This window comes from bacterium (genome assembly GCA_030654305.1).
Taxonomy (GTDB): Bacteria; Krumholzibacteriota; Krumholzibacteriia; order LZORAL124-64-63; family LZORAL124-64-63; genus PNOJ01.
Window position 1 is genome coordinate 20,479 of the sequence record JAURXS010000052.1, and the last position, 23,495, is coordinate 43,973.

Annotated in this window: 19 protein-coding genes and 3 tRNA genes; 18 read left to right on the forward strand and 4 right to left on the reverse strand. The window is 72.4% G+C overall.

Features of this window, described 5'->3' with window-relative positions:
- The 18 genes from Q7W29_01315 to Q7W29_01400 all read left to right on the forward strand — a co-directional run bounded on the left by Q7W29_01315 (position 1) and on the right by Q7W29_01400 (position 18,112).
- Positions 1 to 1,233: a hypothetical protein gene (locus Q7W29_01315; protein ID MDO9170456.1), complete on the forward strand. Its 1,233-nt coding sequence runs from the start codon at positions 1 to 3 to the stop codon at positions 1,231 to 1,233.
- Positions 1,230 to 2,273, forward strand: a complete 1,044-nt coding sequence (locus Q7W29_01320) for an SPOR domain-containing protein (GenBank protein MDO9170457.1) — start codon at positions 1,230 to 1,232, stop codon at positions 2,271 to 2,273. Before Q7W29_01315 ends, Q7W29_01320 begins: the two co-directional genes overlap by 4 nt.
- On the forward strand, positions 2,270 to 4,930 hold the full coding sequence (gene mutS, locus Q7W29_01325) for a DNA mismatch repair protein MutS (protein ID MDO9170458.1): 2,661 nt from the start codon (positions 2,270 to 2,272) through the stop codon (positions 4,928 to 4,930). Before Q7W29_01320 ends, mutS begins: the two co-directional genes overlap by 4 nt.
- A gap of 74 nt (positions 4,931 to 5,004) precedes the next feature.
- Complete coding sequence (locus Q7W29_01330) at positions 5,005 to 6,678, forward strand: hypothetical protein (protein MDO9170459.1); 1,674 nt, start codon at positions 5,005 to 5,007, stop codon at positions 6,676 to 6,678.
- Positions 6,679 to 6,748: 70 nt separating this feature from the next.
- A complete protein-coding gene (mutL, locus tag Q7W29_01335) occupies positions 6,749 to 8,569 on the forward strand; it encodes a DNA mismatch repair endonuclease MutL (protein ID MDO9170460.1) in 1,821 nt (606 codons plus the stop codon).
- 1 nt (position 8,570) lies between these two features.
- Positions 8,571 to 9,512, forward strand: coding sequence for a tRNA (adenosine(37)-N6)-dimethylallyltransferase MiaA (gene miaA, locus Q7W29_01340; protein MDO9170461.1), 942 nt, complete (start codon positions 8,571 to 8,573; stop codon positions 9,510 to 9,512).
- 59 nt (positions 9,513 to 9,571) lie between these two features.
- A tRNA-Gly gene (locus Q7W29_01345) sits at positions 9,572 to 9,647 on the forward strand.
- A gap of 91 nt (positions 9,648 to 9,738) precedes the next feature.
- Complete coding sequence (locus tag Q7W29_01350; protein MDO9170462.1) at positions 9,739 to 11,040, forward strand: DUF512 domain-containing protein; 1,302 nt, start codon at positions 9,739 to 9,741, stop codon at positions 11,038 to 11,040.
- A gap of 96 nt (positions 11,041 to 11,136) precedes the next feature.
- Entirely contained in the window at positions 11,137 to 12,447 is a 1,311-nt protein-coding gene (gene der / locus Q7W29_01355) for a ribosome biogenesis GTPase Der (protein ID MDO9170463.1), read from the forward strand.
- A gap of 13 nt (positions 12,448 to 12,460) precedes the next feature.
- Positions 12,461 to 13,144 (forward strand): glycerol-3-phosphate 1-O-acyltransferase PlsY, encoded by a 684-nt coding sequence (gene plsY / locus Q7W29_01360; GenBank protein ID MDO9170464.1) that lies wholly within the window; start codon positions 12,461 to 12,463, stop codon positions 13,142 to 13,144.
- Positions 13,141 to 14,154, forward strand: a complete 1,014-nt coding sequence (locus Q7W29_01365; protein MDO9170465.1) for an NAD(P)H-dependent glycerol-3-phosphate dehydrogenase — start codon at positions 13,141 to 13,143, stop codon at positions 14,152 to 14,154. The genes plsY and Q7W29_01365 overlap by 4 nt, the downstream gene beginning before the upstream one ends.
- 20 nt (positions 14,155 to 14,174) lie before the next feature.
- Positions 14,175 to 14,564: a MerR family transcriptional regulator gene (locus Q7W29_01370; GenBank protein ID MDO9170466.1), complete on the forward strand. Its 390-nt coding sequence runs from the start codon at positions 14,175 to 14,177 to the stop codon at positions 14,562 to 14,564.
- Between the two features lie 113 nt (positions 14,565 to 14,677).
- Positions 14,678 to 14,754: transfer RNA gene (locus Q7W29_01375), tRNA-Pro, on the forward strand.
- 152 nt (positions 14,755 to 14,906) lie between these two features.
- Complete coding sequence (locus Q7W29_01380) at positions 14,907 to 15,812, forward strand: lysophospholipid acyltransferase family protein (protein MDO9170467.1); 906 nt, start codon at positions 14,907 to 14,909, stop codon at positions 15,810 to 15,812.
- Complete coding sequence (locus Q7W29_01385) at positions 15,809 to 16,498, forward strand: glycosyltransferase family 2 protein (GenBank protein MDO9170468.1); 690 nt, start codon at positions 15,809 to 15,811, stop codon at positions 16,496 to 16,498. Before Q7W29_01380 ends, Q7W29_01385 begins: the two co-directional genes overlap by 4 nt.
- Positions 16,495 to 17,280 (forward strand): 5'/3'-nucleotidase SurE, encoded by a 786-nt coding sequence (gene surE, locus Q7W29_01390; GenBank protein MDO9170469.1) that lies wholly within the window; start codon positions 16,495 to 16,497, stop codon positions 17,278 to 17,280. Before Q7W29_01385 ends, surE begins: the two co-directional genes overlap by 4 nt.
- Entirely contained in the window at positions 17,280 to 17,930 is a 651-nt protein-coding gene (locus Q7W29_01395) for a protein-L-isoaspartate(D-aspartate) O-methyltransferase (GenBank protein ID MDO9170470.1), read from the forward strand. Before surE ends, Q7W29_01395 begins: the two co-directional genes overlap by 1 nt.
- A gap of 105 nt (positions 17,931 to 18,035) precedes the next feature.
- Positions 18,036 to 18,112, forward strand: a tRNA-Pro gene (locus tag Q7W29_01400).
- 79 nt (positions 18,113 to 18,191) lie between these two features.
- Here the strand turns inward: Q7W29_01400 and Q7W29_01405 are convergent.
- The 4 genes from Q7W29_01405 to Q7W29_01420 form a co-directional block, all read right to left on the reverse strand.
- Positions 18,192 to 18,929, reverse strand: a complete 738-nt coding sequence (locus Q7W29_01405; GenBank protein MDO9170471.1) for a metallophosphoesterase family protein — start codon at positions 18,927 to 18,929, stop codon at positions 18,192 to 18,194.
- A 5-nt stretch (positions 18,930 to 18,934) separates the two neighbouring features.
- Positions 18,935 to 21,016: a putative nucleotidyltransferase substrate binding domain-containing protein gene (locus Q7W29_01410; GenBank protein ID MDO9170472.1), complete on the reverse strand. Its 2,082-nt coding sequence runs from the start codon at positions 21,014 to 21,016 to the stop codon at positions 18,935 to 18,937.
- 76 nt (positions 21,017 to 21,092) lie between these two features.
- The gene (locus Q7W29_01415) at positions 21,093 to 22,151 is read right to left on the reverse strand and encodes a hypothetical protein (protein ID MDO9170473.1); all 1,059 of its coding nucleotides are present in this window, start codon (positions 22,149 to 22,151) and stop codon (positions 21,093 to 21,095) included.
- Between the two features lie 70 nt (positions 22,152 to 22,221).
- Positions 22,222 to 23,495: cation acetate symporter (locus Q7W29_01420; GenBank protein MDO9170474.1), on the reverse strand; the 1,274-nt coding region annotated here is incomplete at its 5' end.

Genomic DNA, 23,495 nt, shown 5'->3' on the forward strand with positions numbered 1-23,495 from the left:
ATGGGCAACGCCGAACCCATGCTGCTGGGCCTCGCGCTGCTGGCCCTGGTGGCCGCGGCGCTCGGCCTGATCTGGCGCGGGCGCCGCGCCAAGCCCGAGCAGGAGGACAGCTACACGCGCGGGCTCGAGCTGTGGCTGGCCGGGGACCTGCCGGCGGCCACCGAGGCCCTGCGCGACGCCATCGCGCGCGACCCCGACGCGGTCGATCCCTACCTGCAGCTCGGCAACCTGCTGCGCAAGCGCGGCGAGGCCCAGCGGGCCATGGCCCTGCACCGCGGCCTCGCGGCGCGCCCCGCCCTGACGCCGCAGAAGCGGATCTCGGTCACCCTCGCCCTGGTCGAGGACCTGCTCGTCCTGAAGCGCTGGCAGGAGGCCGGCGAGCTCCTGGACGAGCTGCAGCGCCACAACCTGACGTCGGCGCGCTACTGGTCGGCCCGTTTCCGCCAGGCCCTGGGCCGGGGCGACGAGTCGACCGCCGCCCGCACCCTGCGCGAGGCCGCCCGCCGCGCCGCGCCGAACGAGCGTCAGATGTTCCGGGACCAGCACGAGTCCTTCCAGCTGGACCGGGGCGTGCGCGCCGCCCTGCGCGGCGATTTCAGCGACGCCCGCCGCTACGCCCGCAACGTCGCCGACGGCAGCCCCCGCGCCGCGGCGTCGATGTTCGTCCAGGCCCTCTCGCGCCTGGGCGGGGAAGAGCACGAACGCGCGGCCGAGGTCGCCACCGAGGGGCTGCTGAAGGCGCCCGAACTGGTGCACCTGTTCCTGCCGGTGCTGCAGCGCTCCCTGCTGGCCACCGGCCAGTACAGCCGCGTCGTCCCCATCCTGGAGTCGGCCTGCCGCAACCCGGCCGCGCCGCCGGAACTGTGGATCGCCTTGGCGCAGTTGCACGAGAAGATGGGCGACCGCGAGATGGCCGTGCAGGTCTTCGAGGAGAAGGCGGGGGACCCCCGCCTGACGCCGGCCGTCGCCTCGCCGTTGCTGCGCGTCCTGGTGAACGACCTCCCGGACAGCGATTTCACCCGCATCTGGAACGCGCTGGCCAAGCCCGAGGCGGCCTCGGCCTGGGCCTGCCGCAGCTGCGGCGCGGTCCACGACGGCATGCGCTGGTACTGCCCCGAGTGCGGCGCCTTCGACTCCGTGGGTCCGGCCGCGCCCCGGTCCGCCGAGCCGTCCCGGCCGCAACCGCGTTCGCCCCGCCTGCTGATCGAGGCCCCGGAGGCGGCGGCGCCATGAACCGGTTCGCCGGCGCGTTGGTGCTGCTGCTCGCGGCGGTCCCGCTCGCCCGGGCCGAGGACTGGTCGACCGTGGAGCGCGCCTTCCGCGAAGGCGACTACGAATCGGCGCGCAGCCTGGCCGGATCGCTGGCCGCGGGCGCCCCGCGCTCCGTCGACGGCATGCTCTGGAGCTACCGACTCGCCACCGACCCGGTGCAGGCGGCCATGCTGAGGGAGAAGCTGCTGGCCAGGGACGACCTGGACCCGCCGCTGCAGCGCGCCCTGCGGTTGGACGCCGCCTGGACCTCCTACGCCCAGGGCGAGCCCGGTCAGGGCTTCACGTACCTCCCGCCGAAGGACCCCGGCGCCAAGCGCCCCCAGCCGTCGTCGCGGCTGCTGGCGGGGCTGCTGCACCGCGCGGCGAACGACGAAGCGATGGTCGAAACCGTCTTCGCCCAGGCGCCGGACGACGACCCCGACCTCCCCTGGATCCTGCTGCTGCGCGGGCGCAAGGCGGCCGCCTTCGGCGATCCGGGCCTGGCCCGCCGCTGCCTCGACGCCAAGCCGGAGGGCCGCGACCAGCCGACCACCGCCGACCTGCTGGCCGCCCGCTGGCAGCTCGAGCGCGACCAGGACTCCCGCCTCGCCGACCGGATCGTCCAGGAACTGGAGCGCTCGTACCCGCTCTCGCCGGCGCTCGACCTCGTGCGCGGACTGCAGCGGCAGCGGCTCGAACTGGCGCTGATGGACGCGGCGTCCTCCAGCCCGGCGCCGCCCGCCCCGGCGTTGCCGGCGACCGACGCCACGCCCACCGCCCGCTACGTCCTGCAGCTCGGCGCCTTCGGCGACCGCGGCCGCGCCCTGGGCTTCGTGGAACGCTGGCGCTCCTCGGTGCCCGGCCTGCACGTGGTGCAGTCCCACGACGCCCGCGGCCAGCTCCTGCACAAGGTGCGCGCCGAGTCCTACGCCGACCAGGCGGAGGCCGCCGCGCGCGCCGCCGAACTGAGCGCGGAGCTCGGCCTGCCGGCCATCGTGGTCGACACCGCGGAGTCGCCGTGACCGGGAAGGCCGTTCCCGCCGGAACGTCGACGAAGCTGACGCCCATGCTGGCGCAGTACCTGGAGATCAAGGCCGCCCACCCGGGCGCCCTGCTGCTGTTCCGCATGGGGGACTTCTTCGAGACGTTCTTCGACGACGCCAAGATCCTGGCCGAAGTCTGCAGCGTCACCCTCACGACCCGCGATCGCAACAGCGACCACCCGGTGCCCCTGGCCGGCGTGCCGCACCACGCCCTGGACGTCTACCTGTCGCGCCTGCTCGCCGCCGGACTCACGGTCGCGATCTGCGAGCAGACCGAAGACCCCGCCAAGGCCAAGGGACTGGTGAAGCGCGAGGTCGTCGAGGTGATCAGCCCGGGCACCGCCACGGCGCCCGAACTGCTGCCGGGATCCGGCGCCATGGTCTGCCTGGCCTACCACCGGGGCGTCGCCGGCGAGTCCGGCTGGGCGACCCTGGACGCCTCCACGGGCGAGTTCCGCTGCGGGCAGGAGGACGTCACCCTCCCGTCGCTCTGCGAGCGCTGCGCCGCGCGGGAGGTGATCGTCGCCGAGACCGTCGAAGCCGAGGAGTTCCGCCGCTGGCGCGCCGGCCTGCCCGAGACCGTCCTGAGCGCCGTCAGCGCCGCCTGGTTCCACCCGGCGCTCGCCGCCGACACCTTGCGCGACCATTTCGGCGTGCGCGACCTGGACGCCTTCGGCCTGTCGGACGAGCGGACGTCCCTGGCCGTCAGCGCCGCGGGCGCGCTGCTGCGCTACCTGACCTCGCTCAACCTGAAGCGCCCCGCGCAGGTCGTCACCCTGCAGTTCGCGTCGCGCGGCGACCGGATGCTGCTGGACGAGGAGACGCTGCGCAACCTCGAGGTCTTCCGCACCCTGCGCGGCGAACGCGGGGAGGGGACGCTCGTCCACCACCTCGACCGCACCGTGACCCCGGCCGGCCGCCGCCTGCTCGAACGGCGGCTGGCCGAGCCCCTGACCGATCTGGCGACGCTCGCCGACTGGCACCGCGGCGTCGCGGGCGCCCTGGACGACCGCGACTGGCGCGAGGACGTGCGGCGGCGGCTGCGGGGCGTGGGCGACCTCGACCGCGGGGCCGTGCGCGCGGCGGCCGGCCGCATCGGCCCCGCTGCGTTGTGCCAGTTGGGCGAATCCCTGCGCGCCGCGGGCGAGGCCCTGGCCGCGATCAGCGGCGGCGGGCACGAGGCCCACCCGGCCGCCGCGTGGGTGCGGGGCACGCCCGATCTGTCCCCCGTGGCGGAGCGCCTGCTCGCGACGCTGGCCGAACAGCCGCCGGCGGCGATGAAACCCGGCGAGGTCGTCCGGCCCGGCGTGTCGCCCGCGCTCGACGCCGCCGCGGCCGTGGCCAGCGACACGCGCGGCTTCCTGGCGGCGCTGCAGGCCCGCGAACGCGAGCGCTCCGGCATCCCGACGCTGAAGATCGGCTACAACCGCGTCTTCGGTTACTACTACGAGGTCTCCAACAAGCACCTCGACCGGGTCCCGCCCGAGTTCTCCCAGAAGCAGACGCTCGTCAACGCCGCGCGCTTCCGCACCGACGAGCTGTCGACCGCCGAGCAGACCATCCTGGACGCTGAAGATCGCATGGCCCGGCTCGAAGGCGAGATCTTCGCCTCCCTGCTCGCCGACGTGTCGGCGGCCCTGGAGCCGATCCGCGTGCTGTCCGCGCGGGTGGCCGAGATCGACCTGCTGTTCGCGTTCGCGGAGCTGGCCGAGCGGCACCGCTACGTGCGGCCCATCTGCGACGACTCGCTGGTGCTGGACATCGCCGAGGGCCGGCACCCCGTCGTCGAGCAGCTCCTGGACGGCGACTTCATCCCCAACGACGCCCTGCTGGACGGCGACACGCGCCAGGTGCTGCTGCTGACCGGCCCCAACATGGGCGGCAAGAGCACCTACCTGCGCCAGGTCGCGCTGCTGGTGCTGATGGCGCAGGCGGGCGGCTTCGTGCCGGCCGCGCGCGCCCGCATCGGCGTCGCCGACCGGATCTTCACGCGGGTCGGCGCCGGCGACAACGTGGCCCGCGGCCAGTCGACCTTCTACGCCGAGATGAGCGAGACGGCGCGCATCCTGCACCAGATGTCCCGCCGCAGCCTGGTCGTCCTGGACGAAGTGGGGCGCGGCACCTCCACCTACGACGGCCTGTCGCTGGCCTGGGCCATCACCGAGTTCCTCCACCACGACGACGGCCCCCGCCCGCGCACGATCTTCGCCACCCACTACCACGAGCTGACCGGCCTGGAGCAGACGCTGCCGCGTCTGGTCAACCTGAGGCTCGAGGTGAGGGAGTGGCAGGGGAGCATCATCTTCCTGCACGCCGTCAAGCCCGGGTGCAGCGACAAGAGCTACGGGATCCACGTCGCCCGCCTCGCCGGCGTGCCCGAACCGGTGCTGCGCCGCGCCGAGGAACTGCTGGTGCTGTTCAGCAGCGAGGACGCGCGCACCCTGGCGCCCGAACGCCTCCCGGGCGCGCCCGGCTTCTCCCTGGCGGCCGACCGCCCGCTCGCGGCCACGCGCCAGCTCTCGCTGTTCTCCGACGGCGAGCGCGACGCGCTGGACGCGTTGCGCGACCTGGACCTCGAGGGGATCAGCCCCATGGACGCCTTCCTCTGGCTCGCCCGCATCAAGAAACAACTCTAGGCCGTTTTACTTCAGCGGCGCCGTCCGGCGCCGATGTATAATCCGTCACCGCCACCCCAACCGGACGGCCCGTCATGTGGAACGTCGCCTTTTTCATGCCGTTGGAGCGGGACGTGCCGTTGCTCGCCGAGGCCGCCCGCCGCGACGACGTGCGCCTGCTGGGGGTGGTCGCCCCGGACCGCGCCTCGCCGGCGGCCGCCCTGGCTGAAGTGATGGGCCTGACGGTCTGGTCCGGCCTCGACGAGGCCCCCTTCCCTCGCGACACCCTGTTGGTGGGTTCGGCGGATGCCGACCCGTCGACGCTGCGGACCGTGGTGGCCGCGCGCGGCTGGCGGCATCTGGAGGTCGACGGCTTCCGGGATCTGCTGCACCCCGCGCCGGAGGCGCCGCTTCCGGTCGCCGAAGTGGCGGCCGCATCCCCTCCCGCGCCGCGGGTCGCCGCCGAGGCGCTCGCCCGCTCCCTGGACCGCGACCTCGCGGACCTCGCCGGCGGCGCCCGGGACCTGCCGGGGATCCTGGCGGCCTGGAGCTCGACCCTGGCCCTGCGCCTCGACGCGCGCCACGCCGCGCTGGCGCTGCTGCGCGAGGACGGCACCCTGCTGCTGGCCGAAGGCACCCCGGCCGGGGAGACCCGGCTCGAGGACGCGGACGCGGGCGCGTCGCCCTGGCGCGAGGTCTTCGCCACCGCCCGCCCGCTGGTGGCGGTCGAACAGGAGGCCGCTGACGGCCTGCACCTGACCGTCTGGCCGCTGGTGGCCCTGGACGGCGACCAGCCGGCGCCGGTCCCGCGCGCGGCGCTGGCCGTCGGGCACCTGGGCGCGGAGGCGGCCGCCCGCTTCCAGGCGCTGGGGGAGGTGCTGGCGCCGGTGCTGGGCCTGCGCTGCGAGCTGCTGCGCCGCCAGGTCGAGCACGAGGCCCTGGTCGCCCGCTTCCACGACGTGACGGCGACGGCCATGGCGCTGTCGAACACGAAGGGCGATGCGGCGTCCGCGCTGTCCACCGCCTTGAAGCACTGTTGCGGCGCCCTCGCGGCCGAGCCCCGACCGGACGGCGCCGACCCCGTCTACGGCGGGATCGCGGCGGGGGAGTGGCTGGCCTTCGCGACGCCCGAACGACGGCCGCGCCTGATCCTGCGCGACGGGGACGTCTGCTGGGATCTGCTGGGCAAGCAGCGGCGTCACCCCTGGGACGCCGCCCACTTCACCGGTGACGATGCCGCCGCGGCCGGGCTGCTGCTGGCTGCGGTGCGGCGCCGACCGGCCGCGACGGCCGTCCCCGTCGCCGCTTCCGTTCCGCTCGCCGCGGACCCGGCCCCGCCAACCATCGACGTACATCCACCGCACCTGGCGGGCCTCCCGCCCGGCGCTGCCGCCGTGCCCGAATCCCTCCTGGACCTGCTCGCCCGGGAGATGGACCGCGCCGACCGCTATCACGGCGCCTTCTCCGTGTCCGCCTTCCGGGCGCCGACGCTCCTGGGTCCCCACCTGAGCGGCCTCGCCGCCCGGCTGCGCTCCTCCGACCGCGTCTTCTGCCACGACCCCGGCACGCTGCTGGTCTTCGCGCCCGACGAGAACCATGCCGTCGCCCAGCTCGAGCAGCGCGTGCGCGACGCCCTGCCCGACCTGGCCGGCGTGGTGGGCCTGCGCGTGAAGACGGGTCGGGCGCTCTACCCCGGGCGCTTCACCTCGCCCGTCGAACTGGTCGCGGCCGCCCTGGCCGGGCTCGACACCGACACTCACGGCGATTGACGCTGCGGCGCCCCTCCCGTTATCTTGTCCTGCCGCCCGCCCCGCGAGGCCCGCAACCCGACAGGACGTCATGGCCGCCATGCAGCGCAAGCCCATCCGCGTGCTCGACAGCGCGTCGGTCGACCGCATCGCCGCCGGCGAGGTGATCGAGCGCCCGGCCTCGGTGGTCAAGGAACTCGTCGAGAACGCGCTGGACGCGGGCGCGCGCATCGTCCGGATCAACGTGGAGGACGGGGGCCTGGCCTCCATCAGCGTCGACGACGACGGGGCCGGCATCCCGTTCCGGGAGCTGCCCCTGGTCTGCGAACGCCACGCCACGAGCAAGATCGTCTCCTCGGCGGACATCGTGCAGGTCGCTTCCTTCGGCTTCCGCGGCGAGGCCATGGCCAGCATCGCTTCGGTCAGCCGCACGACCGTCCTGTCCCGCACCGAGGACGAGGACGTCGGCGGGATGATCCGCCTCGTCGGCGGCACGATCGAGCGCCGCGAGCCCGCGCCACGCAACCGCGGCACCACGATCACGGTCGAGGACCTGTTCTACAACACGCCCGCCCGACGCAAGTACCTCAAGCTGCCCCAGGCCGAGAAGCGCGCCGTCCTGCAGACGGTGCAGTCGCTGGCCCTGGCCTACCCCGAGGTGCGCTGGCGCCTCACGGCCGACGGCGTCGTGCTGCTGGACCTGCTGCCGGCCGACTCGCTGCCGGCCCGCGCCCGGGAGATCCTGGGGCCGGCCTGCCTCGAGCACATGGCCCGCTTCGAGGCGGAGGAGGGGGGCGTCGTCGTCGGCGGCCTCGCCTCGCGCCCCACCTGGACGCGGCCCACGCGCGCCGACCAGTACGTCTTCGTCAACCGGCGGCCCGTGGAGAGCGCGCCGCTGTTCCAGGCCATCCGCGTGGCCTTCAAGGACGTGATCCCGCCGGGCCGTTTCCCGTCGGTGCTGCTGTTCCTGCAGGTGCCCCCCGGCGACGTCGACGTCAACGTCCACCCGGCCAAGACCGAGGTGCGCCTGATGCTCGAGCGCCACATCTTCGGGATGGTGGTGCACGCGCTGCGCGAGGCGCTGGACCTGCGGGCCGACCCCTCGTTCCGCCCCGTCGCGGGCGACGAGCTGCCGTCGCCGGGCGCGGCGCGCGGCCCCCTGCAGAGCATCGCCGAGGCTCAGGAGGACTACCTGCGCCGCCACTTCACCGGCTCGGCGTCCACCGCGCCCGCCGCGGCCGGCCAGCCCGGCCTGTTCGACGCCTCGCACCGGGCGCCCGCGAGCGGCGAGGCGGCGCCCCCCGCCCAGGCGGAGGAGGAGGACGCCGCGGTCGCGCCGCGTCAGGCCCCCTTCTGGCAGCTGCACCGCACGTACGTCTGCACCCAGACCAAGGGCGGGCTGTTGCTCATCGACCAGCACAACAGCCACGAGCGCATCCTCTACAACGAGGCCCAGAAGGCCCTGGCCGCCGGCCAGCTGCGCGTGCCCGTCCAGCAGCTGCTCTTCCCCGTCACGCTGGACCTGACGCCGCTCCAGCTCCAGAGCTTCCAGTCGGCGAGCGCCGACCTGGAGAAGCTCGGCTTCCTCATCCAGCCCTTCGGCGGCCGCTCGGTCCTCGTGCAGGGCATCCCGTCCTCGCTCAAGAACTGGAACGAGGGACAGCTCCTGCTGGACATCCTGGACGACCTCTCCGGGTCCTCCCGCACCGGCCACGCGGCGCACGACGACCTGCTGGCCAGCTTCGCCTGCCACGGCGCGGTGCGCGCCGGCGCGCTGCTGACGATCCCGGAGATGCAGAACCTGCTGGACCTGCTGTTCGCCACCGACACGCCGCTGAGCTGCCCCCACGGCCGCCCCACGATGATCCAGTACCCGATCGAGGAGCTCGAGAAGCGCTTCGGGAGACGCTGAGGTGGGCGCCGACGCGGCCCGCGGCGTCTGCCCGGTGATCGCCGGACCGACCGCCGTCGGCAAGACCGCCCTGGTGGTCGAGCTGGCGGCTCGCTTCCCGATCGAGATCGTCTCGCTCGACAGCCGCCAGATCTACCACGGCCTGCGGCTCGGCACCGCCCAGCCCGATGCCGCCGAACTCGCCGCCTGCCCGCACCACCTCGTGGATTTCCTGCCGCCGCAAGAGCGTTATTCCGCCCGCCGCTACCGCGACGATTTCCAGCGCGTCGCGGCGGAGATCCGCGCGCGCGGCCGCTGCCCGGTGCTGGTGGGCGGGGCGGGGCTCTACCTGACCGCGGTGCGCGACGGGCTGTTCGACCTGCCGGCCGACCCCGCCGCCCTGGCCGCGGTCCGTCAGGAACTGGACGCGCTGCCCGACGACGAGATCCGCGACCGCCTGCGCGCCGAGGATCCCGCGAGCTGGGAGCGCATCCACGCCCGCGACCGCTACCGCAGCCAGCGCGCCCTGGAGATCCGCCGTCTGGCGGGGGAGCCCATGAGCGGGCTGATGGCCGCCCGCCGGCCGGATCCCGCGCTGGGCTGGGACTACCCGCTCGTCGTGCTCGACCGCGACCGCGACGACCTGCGCGCGCGCATCGCCCGACGCCTGCAGGCGATGCTGGACGCGGGCTGGCTCGCGGAGACCGCCGCGCTGCTGGCGCGGCACGCGCAAGACTGCCCGGGCCTGCGCACGCTGGGCTACCGGGAACTGGTGGCGCACCTGGCGGGGGAGACGGACCTGCCGGCCGCCCTGGCGCAGGTGTCCCTGCGGACCGGCCAGTACGCCAAACGGCAGCAGACCTGGTTCCGGGCCCAGCCGCAGCTGTGCCGCGGCGCCCCCGATGACCCGGGCCTGCGGGAAGCCCTGCTGCTGCTGCTGGAGCGGTCGTGCGCGGCAATCTGACACGCGCCGCAGCACGCTTGACAGCGGCCGTGAAGCCGGGCTATCTTGCCCTTCCTGGAGCGGGCTTAGCTCAGTTGGTAGAGCATCAGCTTCCCAAGCTGAGGGTCGCGGGTCCGAGTCCCGTAGCCCGCTCCAACCAGATCGGCGAAGAACGGGTTGCGGCGACGCGACCCGTTTTCCTATCCTGCCTTGGCGAACTCGCCCCCACCCGAGCCGGACGGACGCCATGATCCAGCTGATCCAGCCCTTCCCCTCGCCCCTGGACCGCGCCCATGCCTGGCGCGAGGGCGACACCGTGACCGCGGTCGACGGCCAGCCCGTCGAGGACATGCTCGACCTCTACTACTACATGCCTCACGGCGAGAAGATGACCCTGACCATCGCCAGCCGCGACGGCGCCGTCAACAGCGTGGCCTTCGAGCCCTACGCGCTGGACAAGGTCATGAGCTGCTTCGCAGCCATGGAATTCAAGACCTGCGCCTGCGACTGCGTCTTCTGCTTCATCGACCAGAACCCCCAGGGCATGCGCTCCAGCATCTACGTCAAGGACGAGGACTACCGGCTCAGCTTCCTCTACGGCAACTACATCACCCTGACCTCGCTGGGCCGCCGCGGCCTCGAACGCGTCATCCGTCAGAAGATGACGCCGCTGTTCGTCTCGGTGCACGCCACCGACATCGACGTGCGCACGCGCATGCTGGGCATCAAGCGGCGCATCGACGTGCTGGCGATCCTGCGGCAGCTGGTCGAAGGCGGCATCACCGTGCATGCCCAGGTCGTGCTGTGCCCGGGCTGGAACGACGGGCCCGTCCTGGACCAATCCATCGCCGACCTGTTCGCCCTCTACCCGGGCGTGGAGACCTTGGCCGTGGTGCCGGTCGGCCTGTCGGCCCACCGTGAGGGGTTGACGAAGCTCGACCCCGTCACCCCCGCGATCGCCGCCGACACCATCGACCTGGTCGCCGTCTGGCAGGAGCGCTGCCGCGAACAGGCCGACACGACCTTCGTCCACCTCAGCGACGAGTTCTACCTGCTGACCGGGCGCCCCTTCCCGCCGCAGGACCAGTACGGCGACTTCGCCCAGCTCGACAACGGCATCGGCCTGACCCGCGGGCTGGAGCAGACCTGGCGCGAGGCCCTGCAGGAGCGCGCCGCGCACGGCAAGCTGCCGACCCGACCGGTGACGGTGATGACCGGCAAGCTCGGCGAGTTGGCCTTCGCGCAGCGCCTGCTGCCGGCGCTGGACCGTCCCGGCCTGCCCCCGATCGAGCTGGTGGGGGTGGAGAACCGCTTCTACGGGGAGAGCGTGACGGTCGCCGGCCTTCTTTCCGGGAGCGACATCCGCCGCGCCTTGGGCGAGCTGCCGGCCGCGCCCGTGCGGGACGTCCTGCTGCCGCCGCGGATGTTCAACAGCGACGACCTCACCCTGGACGGCCTCGACCTCGCCGCCATCGCCGCGGGCCAGCCCCACCGCCTCCACATCCCCGAGGAGGAAGGTCTCATTGACTTCTGGTCAGCGATGGGCTAACGTCCCGCCCAGCGACGCCCGCCGCTTCGCGGCATGCGCCATCTTGTTGTTTGAAAAGTGATTGCAAGCCTCGCTTCAAGTGCGGAAGGATGGGACGTGGCGACCAGGACCGTGGTCATTGTCGGCCGCCCGAACGTGGGCAAGTCGACCCTGTTCAACCGCGTCATCGGCGAGCGGCGCTCGGTGGTCCACGAGACGCCCGGGGTCACGCGCGACCGCATCGCCGAGCTGACCGACTGGGCGGGCCATTCCTTCCAGCTGCTGGACACCGGCGGCATCATCCCGTTCGGCGAGGAAGTCACGCGCTTCGACAGCCTGGTCACCGAGATCGCCCACCTCGCGATCGCCGAGGCCGACGTGGTGATCTTCATGGTCGACGGCTCGGGCGGCCTGTCGACCTGGGACGACAGCATCGCCGTGCACCTGCGCCGCAGCGGCAAGCCGGTGGTGCTGACCGTCAACAAGGTCGAGAAGGATCACCAGCGCTACGGCGCCGCGGACTTCTACCGCCTCGGCTTGGGCGAGCCGCACTGCATCAGCGCCCTGCACGGCCTGGGCGTGGGGGACCTGCTGGACGAGGTGGTGGCGGACTTCCCGGTCGGCCCCGAGCCCGAGCCCTGCGACATGAAGATCGCGATCCTCGGCCGCCCGAACGTGGGCAAGTCCAGCCTGCTGAACCTGCTGGTCGGCCGCAACGAGGCGCTGGTCAGCGAGATCGCCGGCACCACGCGCGACGCCATCCACACCGACCTGCACTGGCACGGCCGCACCCTGCGCCTGATCGACACTGCCGGCCTGCGCCGCAAGTCGCGCGTCGAGGAGGCGATCGAGGTCTTCAGCAACATGCGCACCGTGCGCGCGCTCGAGGAGTGCGACGTCGCCGTGCTGATGGTCGACGCCACCGAAGGCACCGTCACCCAGGACGCCAAGATCGCCGGTCTGATCCACGACGCGGCCAAGGGCGTCGTGGTCGCCTTCAACAAGTGGGACCTGGTCGAGAAGGACCAGGCCACGCACCTGAAGGTCTGGGAGGAGTTCTGCCGCGAGGTGCCCTTCCTGACCTACGCGCCCTGGTTCACGCTGTCGTCCCTCACCAAGCAGCGCTCCGGCAAGGTGCTGGAAATGGTGTGGGAGGTGTTCGAGCAGCGCTCCCTGCGCATCGACACCAGCGAGCTGAACACGTTCCTCGAGGGCATCATCCACAAGCAGCCGCCGCACTTCCACGGCGGCGGGACCGGCAAGGTCTACTTCGCGACCCAGGCGGAATCCTCGCCGCCGGCCATCGTGCTGTCGGTGAACAATCCGAAATTCTTCGACCGCAGCTACCTGCGGTTCCTGAACAACCAGATCCGCGAAGCCTACGGGTTCAAGGGCAACCGGATCTTCATCAAGACCAAGCGTCACTGAGCGGAAGGCGCCCATGCTCCTGCTGTTGAGCCTGATCCTGGCCTACCTGCTGGGCGCCGTGCCCTTCAGCTTCATCGTGGCGCGCGCGGTGCGCGGCATCGACCTGCGGCACCACGGCAGCGGCAACCTCGGCGCCACGAACGTGTTCCGCGCCGTGGGACCGCGCTGGGGCGTGCTGGTGTTCCTGCTGGACCTGGCCAAGGGCGCCGGCGCGGTGCTCATCATGTCGGCGGTGGCGGCGGGCTGGCCCCCGGACCAGGCGACGCCGCTCCACCTGCCGCCCGACCTCTGGCGCATCTTCGCCGGCTTCGTCGCCTCGCTCGGCCACACCCTGTCGCCCTTCGTCAGCTGGCACGGCGGCAAGGGCGTGGCCACGACCTGCGGCGCCTTCTTCGTGCTGGCCCCGTACCCCACGCTGATCGCCCTGAGCGTGTTCTTCCTGGTGCTGGCCCTGCGCCGGATCATCTCGCTGGCCAGCATCTGCGCGGCGGTGGTCCTGCCCTTCACCGTCGCCTTCTTCGAGTGGCGCTCCGCGCATTTCTCGCGCACCATCTCCGTCTTCGCCTTCCTGATCTGCGGCTGGGTGGTCTTCCGCCACCGCGCGAACATCCGCCGCCTGCGCGCCGGCACCGAGGCGGCCATCGGCGCCGGGAACGACCGGTCGAAGGCCCCGGCCGGGCCGCGGGAGTCCTCGTGAAGGCCGCCGTCCTGGGCACCGGCAGCTGGGGGACGGGATTCGGCCGCCACCTGGCCTCGCTGTGGAGCGAGGTGGTCATGTGGGGCGTCGATCCCGCCCAGGTCGACGCCATCGCGACGATGCACGCCAACCCCGACTACTTCCCCGGCCTGGTGCTGCCGCCGAACCTGACCGCCACCCTGGACCTCGCCGCGGCCGTCGCCGGCGCCGACGCGGTCTTCGTCGTGCTGCCCAGCCAGGCGGTGCGCGCCGTCGCGTCCCGCCTGCACGCCTGCGACCTGCGCCCGGGTTGCCCGATCGTGTGCCTGAGCAAGGGGCTCGAACTCGACACGCTCAAGCGGCTCAGCACCGTCCTGGAAGAGGAGCTGTGCCACGACGCCGCCGGCGGGTCCCACCCGATCGGCGTGCTGCTCGGCCCCAGCCACGCCGAGGAGGTCGTGCTGGGCATGCCCACGGCCCTGGTGCTGGCGGGCCGCGGCGACGGCTGGCACGCCCTGCAGGGCCATCTGGCCGGTCCCACGCTGCGCGTCTACACGAACCACGACCTGCTGGGCGTGGAGATCGCCGCCGCCTTCAAGAACGTGATCGCCATCGCGGTGGGCATGTGCGACGGGCTGGGCTACGGCGACAACACGCGCGGCGCGGTCATGACCCGCGGCCTGAAGGAGCTGGCGCGCCTGGGCATCGCCCTGGGCGGCCGTTTCGATACCTTCTACGGCCTGTCCGGGATCGGCGACCTGATCACCACCTGCACGAGCCACCACTCCCGCAACCGCAACTTCGGCGAAGCGGTGGCCCGCGGCGACCACGACCCGCAGGAGATCCTGCGCGACGCCAAGCAGGTCGTCGAGGGCGCCGTGATGACTCAGGCCGCCTTGAAGTTGAGCGCGAAGCACCAGATAGAACTTCCTATCACACAGGAAGTTCACCGTGTGCTATATTCCGGAAAGACCGCCGCCCAGGCCATGCAGGACCTGATGGAGCGGTCGCTCCGTTCCGAGCTGGAGTGACCGCGAGGGGAGGGTTGCACGTGGCCGATCTGCCCGACAAGCTCTACTACTCGATCCGCGAGATCGCCGAGCACACCGGCGTCGAACCGCACGTCCTTCGCTACTGGGAGACCGAGTTCCCCACGCTGCGCCCCAAGCGGGCCCGCTCCGGGGCGCGCACCTACCGGCGCCGCGACGTCGAAGAGATCCAGCTGATCCGCCGCCTCCTGCACGAGGAGGGCTACCGCATCGAGGGCGCGCGCAAGTTCCTGCGCGAACGCCGCCAGCCGCAGGAGACCACCGACACCGCCAAGCCCCGCCAGGACATGTTCGCGGCCCAGGATCGCACCGCCCGCCTGCAGGGCGTGCGCGAGGGGCTGCGGGAAGTGCTGGGCCTGCTGGCCGCCATGAAGGAGCCGGGAGCGCGCTGAGCCGCCGGCCGCCCGAGACGCAATCAGCCCGGCGCAATCCGCCTTGTCCCGGCCCGTATCGCGTATTAGATTGTCCGCTCGCCCGGGCCAGGTCCCGGGTCCGTTTTCTTGGTCGGGCCGTAGCGCAGCCCGGTAGCGCACTTGCATGGGGGGCAAGGGGTCGGCGGTTCAAATCCGCCCGGCCCGACCACCGTTCCCGATCCGGTTCACCCCCGGGATCAGCAGAGCGGCAGGGGTTCCGGGTCCACCCGGGACCCCTGCTTCGTCATCTCTTCGCTTTTCCCGTCGCACTCCCGGTGCCATCATGCACCCGCCACCGTTCCCCGAGCCGGAGACACCCCGTTGCGCGATCCGCGGACACCGCCCGTTCCCTTCGGCTACCGCACCAGCGCGTTCTGGTACGCGCTCGGGGCGCGCGTGGCCGTCGCGGCGCCCCGCGACGTCGCCCGCTGGGCGGCGCGGCGGATCGGGGACTGGTACGCGTGGACCCACCCCGGCGTGCGGCGGACCGTCGGGCATCACTTGGCGCTGGCCGACCAGGCCCGCGGCGACGGCCGGCGGACCCCGGTGCAGCGACCCTTCCGCGAGTTCAGCGAGACGGTCGCGGACTTCCTGCGCCTGGCCGGCGGGCGCGGCGACGAGATCGTCGCGGAGATCGAGGTCGCCGGTCTCGAACACCTGCAGCGTTGCCAGATGGAAGGCTCCGGCGTCGTCTTCCTCAGCGCCCACATGGGCAACTGGGAGGCGGTCGGCGCCTGGGGCGCCTCGCGGGGCCTGCGCGTGCTGGGCGTGGCGCGCCCGCACCCGAGCCCGCGCGTGGACGAGTTCTTCAACGCGGCCCGCCGGCGCTTCGGGCTCGAGGTGTTCCCGCTGGGCGGCGACCCGCGCCTGCTCGCCGAGCACCTGCAGAGCGGGGGCGTGGTGGCCATCGTCGGCGATCGGGATTTCACCGGGCGCGGCGCCGAAGCCGCCTTCCTGGGCGCCCGCACCCGGCTGCCGCAGGGCTGGATCCGCCTGGCCCAGCAGACCGGCGCCTGGATCCTGCCGGGCCGCCACCGCCGGCTGGTCGAGGACGGGCGCCACGTCTCGCGGCTGGAATTCCGGGAGCCTTGGCGCGTCGCGCCCGGCGAAGCGGGCGCCGCCGAAGCCTTCGCCCGCGGCTCGGCGTTCCTCGAGGAACTGGTCCGCGAGGATCCCGGCGCCTGGACCGTCTTCGATCCCGTGCTGCAGGGAGGTCGCCCGCGGTGAACGACGTCGGCGTGATCCTGCCCGCCCTGGACGCGGCGCGCTTCCTGGGGCCGCTGATCGCGGAGATCCGCGCCTTGCACCCGCAGTTCCACGTGCTCGTGGTCGACGACGGCAGCGTCGACGGCACCGCGCAGGCCGCGCGCGACGCCGGCGCCGAGGTCGCCGTCCACCCCGAGAACCGCGGCAAGGGCGCCGCCCTGCAGACCGGCTTCGCCTGGGCCCGCGACCACGGCTGGGAGTGGGCCTTCACCATGGACGCCGACGGACAGCACCTGCCGCGCGAGATGGGGGCCTTCCTCGACGCCGCGCGGTCCGGCGGCCTGGACGTCGTGGTCGGCACGCGCATGGACCACACCGCCGACATGCCGTGGATCCGCAAGGCGACCAACGTGTTCACCAGCCGGGTGGTGAGCCGCCTCGCGGGCGTGCGCATCCCCGACTCGCAGAACGGCTACCGTCTCTTCCGCGTCGCGGCGCTCGCGGGGCTGCGCGTCACGACCAGCCGCTACGATTACGAATCCGAGATCCTGGTGCGCCTGGCGCGGCGCGGCGCCCGCATCGGTTCGGTCCCGACCACCACGGTCTACGGCGAGGAACGCAGCGCCATCCACCCCCTGCGCGACACCGTGCGGTTCTTCCGCCTGGTGCGCCGCCTGAGCCGCACCCGCGACGAGGAGCGTCCATGACCCGCCACATCCTTCTGAGCAACGACGACGGCATCGAGGCCCACGGCCTGAACCTGCTGGCCCGCGTCCTGACCGAGCGCGGCGACGTCCGCGTCAGCGTCGTGGCGCCTTCGGAGCAGCAGAGCGCCTCGAGCCACTCGCTGACCATCCGCAACCCGATCCGCGTGCTCGACTGCGGGCCGGGCCGCTGGGCGGTCACCGGCACGCCCACCGACAGCGTGCTGATCGCGGTCGAGCACATCCTGCGCGACGACCCGCCCGACCTGGTCATCAGCGGCATCAACCACGGCGCGAACATGGGGGAGGACGTCACCTACTCCGGCACGGTGGCCGCCGCGCTCGAGGGCGCGATCCTGGGCTTCCCCAGCTACGCCCTGTCCTGCGCCTCGTGGCACCCGCGCGACTGGGGCGCGGCGGAGGCCTTCGTGCGCCACCACCTCGACGCCCTGCTGGCCCTGCCGCTGCCGCGCCACGCGCTGCTGAACGTGAACATCCCCGACGTCCCGGCCGCCGAAGTGCGCGGCATCCGCACCTGCCCGCTGGGCAGCCGCCGCTACAAGGACGTCATCACCGAACAGACCGACCCGCGCGGCCGCCCCTACCTGTGGATCGGCGGGCGCGGCCCCACCTGGGAACAGATCCCCGACACCGACGCCGTGCTGCTGCAGGAGGGCTACGTGGTGATCACCCCGCTGCGCGTCGACCTGACGCACACCGAACTGCTGACCCGCATGGGCGGCCTGGACCTCGGCGGTCCGCTCGGCACGGCGGCGCGAGCGTGATGAGGGACTACGCCGTCGCCCGCCGCCGCATGGTGGACGAGCAGATCCGCGACGCCGGCGTCACCGACCCGGCCGTCCTCGCCGCGATGCGCGAGGTGCCCCGCCACCGCTTCGTGCCCCGGCTGCTGCATCACCGCGCCTACCAGGGCTGCGCCCTGCCCATCGGCCACGGCCAGACCATCAGCCAGCCCTTCATCGTGGGCCTGATGACCGCGCTGCTCGAGCTCAAGGGCGACGAGCGCGTCCTGGAGGTGGGCACCGGCTCCGGCTACCAGGCGGCCATCCTGTCCCGCCTGGCCCGCGAGGTGGTCAGCGTGGAGCGCATCGAGGCCCTGGCCCTGCGGGCCGCCAAGACCCTCGAGGATCTCGGCTGCGCCAACGTCGTGGTCCGGGCCGCCGACGGCGGCGCCGGCCAGCCCGAAGCCGGCCCCTTCGACGCCGTCGTGGTGACGGCCTGCCCCCCGCGCCTGCCGTCGCTGCTCTTCCACGAGCTGCGCGAGGGCGGCGTGCTGGTCCTGCCGATCGGCGACGACGACGAGCAGATCCTCTACCGGTACCGCAAGGTGGGGGGGGAGCCGGTCGTGGAGCGATCGGTGGCCTGCCGGTTCGTGCCCATGCTGGACGGGGTGCAGCGGCTCGAAGGGGAATGAGGGGGGAAGCTCTCCTTGCGTTTCCGGGGCCGGGGGTGCATCTTGTGCGTCTGTTTCGCGGGTCCCCGGCCGAGACCGGGGGAAGCCGCGGACCACCGATACGGTCGGGGCGTAGCGCAGTCCGGTAGCGCACCTGGTTCGGGACCAGGGGGTCGGAGGTTCAAATCCTCTCGCCCCGACCAACGCTGACGAAGGAAACGGGTCGCCTCAGGGCGGCCCGTTCCTGTTTTATCCTGTTTTCAACATTCAGCGGCACCGCACCTAGGTCAACCCGATCAGACGCCGCCAGCCGCGTCGGCCCGGCAGCGGGACCTCGTGCTCCACGCGCCGCACCTCGCCATCCGGCTCCAGCAGCGCGTAGCCCTGCCAGCTCTGGGGCAGCCCGAGGTAATGGATCCCGTCGCGCTCGCTCTCGTGCCAGCGGTGGTGGTGCCCGAAGACCCACCAGCGCGGCCGCAGGTGCGCCGCCACGCGCGCCAGGCCCGCCACGCCGGGCGGGCCCAGGTGGGCGAGCGCGACCTCGCTGTTCACCCCGATGTCCGTGGGGCAGTCGTGGCTGATCACGAGGTCGATGCTGCCGGGAGCGTGGGCCAGGCAGGCGTCGATGTCCCGCTCGCGGATCTCGCTGCCGCACGGGGTCGACCAGGCGTCCATGTAGCGCGCGCCGCCGACGCACAGGCAGTTCCAGTCGCCCAGACTCAACCGGGAGCCGCGGGGCAGGTGGGTGACGACGTCCGCGTAGTCGCGCACCAGCCGCTCGAACGACGCGAAGTCCTCGTGGTTGCCCTCGATGAAGGCCGTGGGGTGCGCGAACCGGAACCCGCCGCGTCGGAAGTGGCGGTGCAGTTCGGCGCCGAACAGGCCGAAGTCCCCCAGCACCAGCACCCGCTCGACGGGACGGCCCCGCGATTCCTGGGCGTGGGCCGCCTGCGCGTCGACGACTCCGTAGTGCGCGTGGACGTCGCTGAGCAGCAGGATCGAGCCGTCACCGGTCGACATCGCGCTCAGCCCCCCCGGAACTCGTGGTCCAGCATGGTCTGCAGCGCCTTGATGTCGGCGAACACGGACTTCAGCGTCCGGCGCGTCGCCGGGTCGAGCGCGTCCGGCTCGAGCCGGTTGTCGGGTTCGAGACGATCGAGGATCCGCCGGGACTGGTGCTGCAGCCGCAGGTCCATCAGGAAGCGGTACGACTCGGCGAGTTCGGCGGCGGTCTCGGCGCGCAGCTTGCCCGCCGACGCGAGGGCGGCCAACCGGTCCGCCGTGGCGGTGGCGGCGACCCCGTGCTGCAGGGCGCGCAGCCGCACGTAATCGACGATCTGCGCCATGACGCCCTTGACGTCGAAGGTGGCGCGGTCCGCCTCGCCCTTCTCCAGCGCGAAGCCGCCGAACGCGTTGAGCGGCGGCTCGTACTGCAGCACGCTGCGCGCGAGCAGGTGCAGGAAGCGGGGCTCGCTCGCGATCTCGTCCGCCAGGTCGGCGCGCAGCGCGGCGACCAGCCCGTCCTGTCCGAGTCCGTCCTGCCGGAGGGCGCCGCGGAAATCGAAGAAGATCTTCGCCTGCAGCAGGTCCTCGGCCTCCAGGGTGTGGATCCAGCCCGCGAACGTCCGGCGCCAGCCGGAGAGCGACTGGCAGCAGCGGGGCTCCCCGGACATGATGCCGCCCCGGCAATAGGGGTAGCCCGCCGCATCCAGGATCGTGGAGAGCCGCGTCCCCAGGCGCAGGAAATAGTCGCGCGCCGCCGCCTCCGCGCCGGCGTCCAGGTCCGGGTAGATGATGGCGTGGTCCTGGTCCGCCAGCAGGCTCACCTCGGCGCGACCGAGGCTCCCCATGAGCATGACGTCGAAGTCCGACGGCGGCGGCCCCAGTTCGGCGATCGCCAGTTCGACGCCCTTGCGCACGGCCGTGTCCGCGTTCTGCGACAGCATGCGGCTGACCTGCAGGGCGTCGGCCCCGTGGCTCATCATCAGGCCGGCCATGGTCGCCAGACGCCGGTTCGCCGCCGCCAGGTCGTCGCTGCTTCGCGCCGCATGCAGATCGAGCTCGTGCGGCTGCTCCAGGCGGGTGGCCACGGCCATGCAACCGGGCCTGCCCTGCAGCATCACGCGCGACAGCGACAGCATGACCCGCACGACGCCGCCGCCGCGCGTGACCAGTTCGGCTTCGTAGCGGATGGGTGCGCGGTCCCCGTCGGCCACCGCCCGCCAGTGCCGGCGCCCGCTCTCCATTTCGGCGGCCGTCGCGCGCACCAGCCGCCCGGCGTCCAGGCGCGCGAACTCCTCGCGGCTGTAACCGACCAGCTTCAACATGCTCGCGTTGGCGAAGAGCCCCTCGTCGCCCACGGACATGAAGATCGACTCGCCGGCCGACTCCACCAGCGAGCGGTACTTCTCCTCGGAGATCTTCAGGGCGGCGGCCGTGAGCAGGCGGCCGCGCTCCGCCTGGAAGCTGGTGCGCAGCAGGAAGACCAGCAGCAGCGTCACCGCGGCGAGGATCAGCACGGCCGCCGCCTGCAGGCGCCCGGCCACCGCCGCCACCTCGCGGTCGACGTCGTCGGTGTAGACGCCGGTGCCGATGATCCAGCCCCAGGGTGCGAAGCCCTTGACGTAGGACAGCTTGGGCACGATGCGCGCGGGGTCGTCCTTCCACTGCCACATGTAGTCGACGTAGCCGGCGCCCTCGCGGCGCACGACGTCGACCATCGCGACGAAGATCAGCTTGCCGTGCGGGTCGGCGAAGGCGGACAGGTCGCCGCCCTCGAGGTCGGGGCGGTAGGGGTGGACGATCATCCGCGGCTGGAGGTCGTTGATCCAGAAGTAGTCCTTGCCCTCCTGGCCGTAGTGGAGGCTGCGGACCTGCAGGATGGCGGCGGCCTGGGCCTGCTCGCGCGAGAGGCGGCCGGCGCGCTCTTCGGCCTCGTAGCGGGCCAGGATGTTCCACGACGATTCGGTCAGCTCTCGGATCATGAGCCGCTTCTGGTCCATCACCGCGCGGCCCAGGGTGGGCAGGAAGTGGAAGAAGACCACGCCGGAAAAGAGGCCGACGGCCAAGAGGGCGGGCAGGCCCGTGCGCAGCGCAAGACGTTTCATTCTAGACGCTTCATTCGAGACGCTTCATCGTCGTGACCTGCCCTCCGTCTTCATGCCGATGCCCCCGCGCCGGAGCCTACAGCAGGAACTGCACGCCCGCCAGCAACTGGTTGGGGCTGTCGCCGGTGCTGAATTCCACCCCGTAGCGCAGCTTGTGCTTCAGGCGGTAGTAGTGCAGCCCCGCCGTCAGGTTCGACATCCGGTCGCCGGAGCCGGGATCGACGACGGAGACCTTGCCCGTCGCCTGCACGCGGTCGCGGCGCAGCCCCGACTCGACGAACCAGGTGCTGCCGTGGAAGTTGAGGTTGTCCCAGTCGTACCAGCCGGCGTTGAGCGTGCCGAACATCCCGCCCGCGGCGAAGCCGGACTGCAGGTCGACCACGAAGGCCCGGCTGTCGATCGTCCAGCCGGGATCGGCGGCCGACACGTAGCCGGCGCGGTTGGCCCGTCTCTGGTAGTCGATCCCCGTGCCCAGCAGCAGGTAGGGATCCCCGCCCAGGCGCTCCTGCCCGTGGAACCAGGCCGTGGGCACGGCGCCGACGGCCGCGTACTCCAGGTGCCCGGTGAAGCGCGGCGCCGCCTCGGGATTCTTCGTGGTCCCGACTTCGTAGCCGTCGAAGACGCCCGCGCGGTAGGCGAACGACCCGCCGTACGAGCCGTGCAGCATCAGGCCCTGGTCGCGCCAGACGAAGGTGTTGGCCAGCTTGATCACCTCGGCGTTGTAGTCCAGCCCCAGCAGGCTGCCGGCCGAGGAAGTGTTCTCGAAGGACAGCGGCAGCAGGATCAGCCCCACCTCCAGCCAGTGGTCCCCGCTCAGGCGCAGGTCGACGAAGATGTCCTGCAGGTCGGTGGACACGCCGCTCACGGCGCCGTTCCCGGCGTTGTCGTTGTCCGTCTCGGCGAAGACCTTCACGCCGTCGGCGATCTGGCCGCTGAAGATCAACCGCCCCCGGCGCAGGTACAGGTCGCGGTCGGCCGCGGCGCCCTCCACCGTCACGGCGTGGAACTGGCCCAGCAGGCTGAACTGCAGGTTGGCGCCGTCGTCGAAGTCCCAGCGGGGGCCGGCCAGCGCGGGCGCGGCCGCGACCGTCAACACCACCAGCGCCGCCCGCAGCAGCAAGTCCGTCCTGCTCATCGCACTCTCCTTGTCGGGATGGTAGGGGAGGCGGGCCGGCCGACCGGCCCGCTCATTCAAGCCTGACATTTCAAGTCTGGACGGCGACCCGCCGGTTCTTCGTCACCAGCGACACCACGATTAGCGCCAGGAAGCTCAGCGGGATCGAGATGATCCCCGGCTGCCCCAGCGGGTGCCACGCCTGTTCGGCGGTAAGCCCGTACGGGCCCGCGAACATCTCCGGCCCGGTCAGGATGATCCCGAGCGAGGAGACGATGCCCACGATGATCGAGGCCACGATGCCCGCCGCGGTGGTCCGCTTCCAGAACAGGAGCATCAGGATGGCCGGCAGGTTGGCCGACGCCGCCACGGCGAAGGCCCAGCCGACCAGGAAGCTCACGTTGACCCCGCGGAAGACGATGCCCAGCACGATCGCCACGATGCCCACGGCGAAGGCCGCCAGCTTGCCGGCGCGCACCTTCTGACGGTCGGTCAGCTCCATGCGGCCGAAGCGGTCCATCAGGTCGTGGGCCACCGCGCCCGAGGCGGCCACGATCAGGCCGGCGACGGTGCCCAGCACGGTCGCGAACGCGATGGCCGAGATGATGGCGAACAGCACGCCGCCGAAGGACATCGCCAGCAGCGGCGCCGACATGTTGTTGTCGGCCGGGTTCACCGTGCCGTTGACCGCCGCGCCGAGGCCCAGGAACAGGGTCAGGACGTAGAAGAAACCGATCGAGGCGATGGCCACGATCGTCGACTTGCGGGCGCAGGCCGGGCTCGGCACGGTGTAGTAGCGGATCAGGATGTGCGGCAGCGCCGCGGTCCCGAAGAACAGGGCCATCATCAGCGACACGAAGTTGAGCTTCTCGGTCGTGGTGTGCACCTTGAACTTCACGCCCGGCTTCATCTCGTCGGTGCCCGAGACGGTCTTCGGCGAGTAGACCGCGTACTTGGCGCCCTTCTCGTCGGTCACGGCCTGCTTCTGCCACTGCTCGACCCGGGTGTCGGGGTGGGTCAGGTGCGCGAGGAAGGCCAGCGGGCCCACCGCGCCGGTGCCGGCGGCGGCTTCCGCGTCGCTCATCCCGCCGATCCGCCGCAGGCGCCCGACGGGCTCCAGCACGCCGCCCGCCACGCCGTTGACAACCCCGTCGCTGGTCCACTGCGCACGCCAGAGCGTGCCGTCGGCCTCGCGCTTCCACCAGGTGGTCGCCCCGTCGCGGACGTACTTCTGCAGGCTGCCGGTCGTGTGCAGCAGCGCGTACCCCTGCTCCTGGAGCTGGCTCTCGGTGGCCTGCACGGTCATCTCGCCGCCGGGGGCGCCGCCGTCGAGCCCCACGGGCTCGGTGCTCAGGCCGCGCGCGA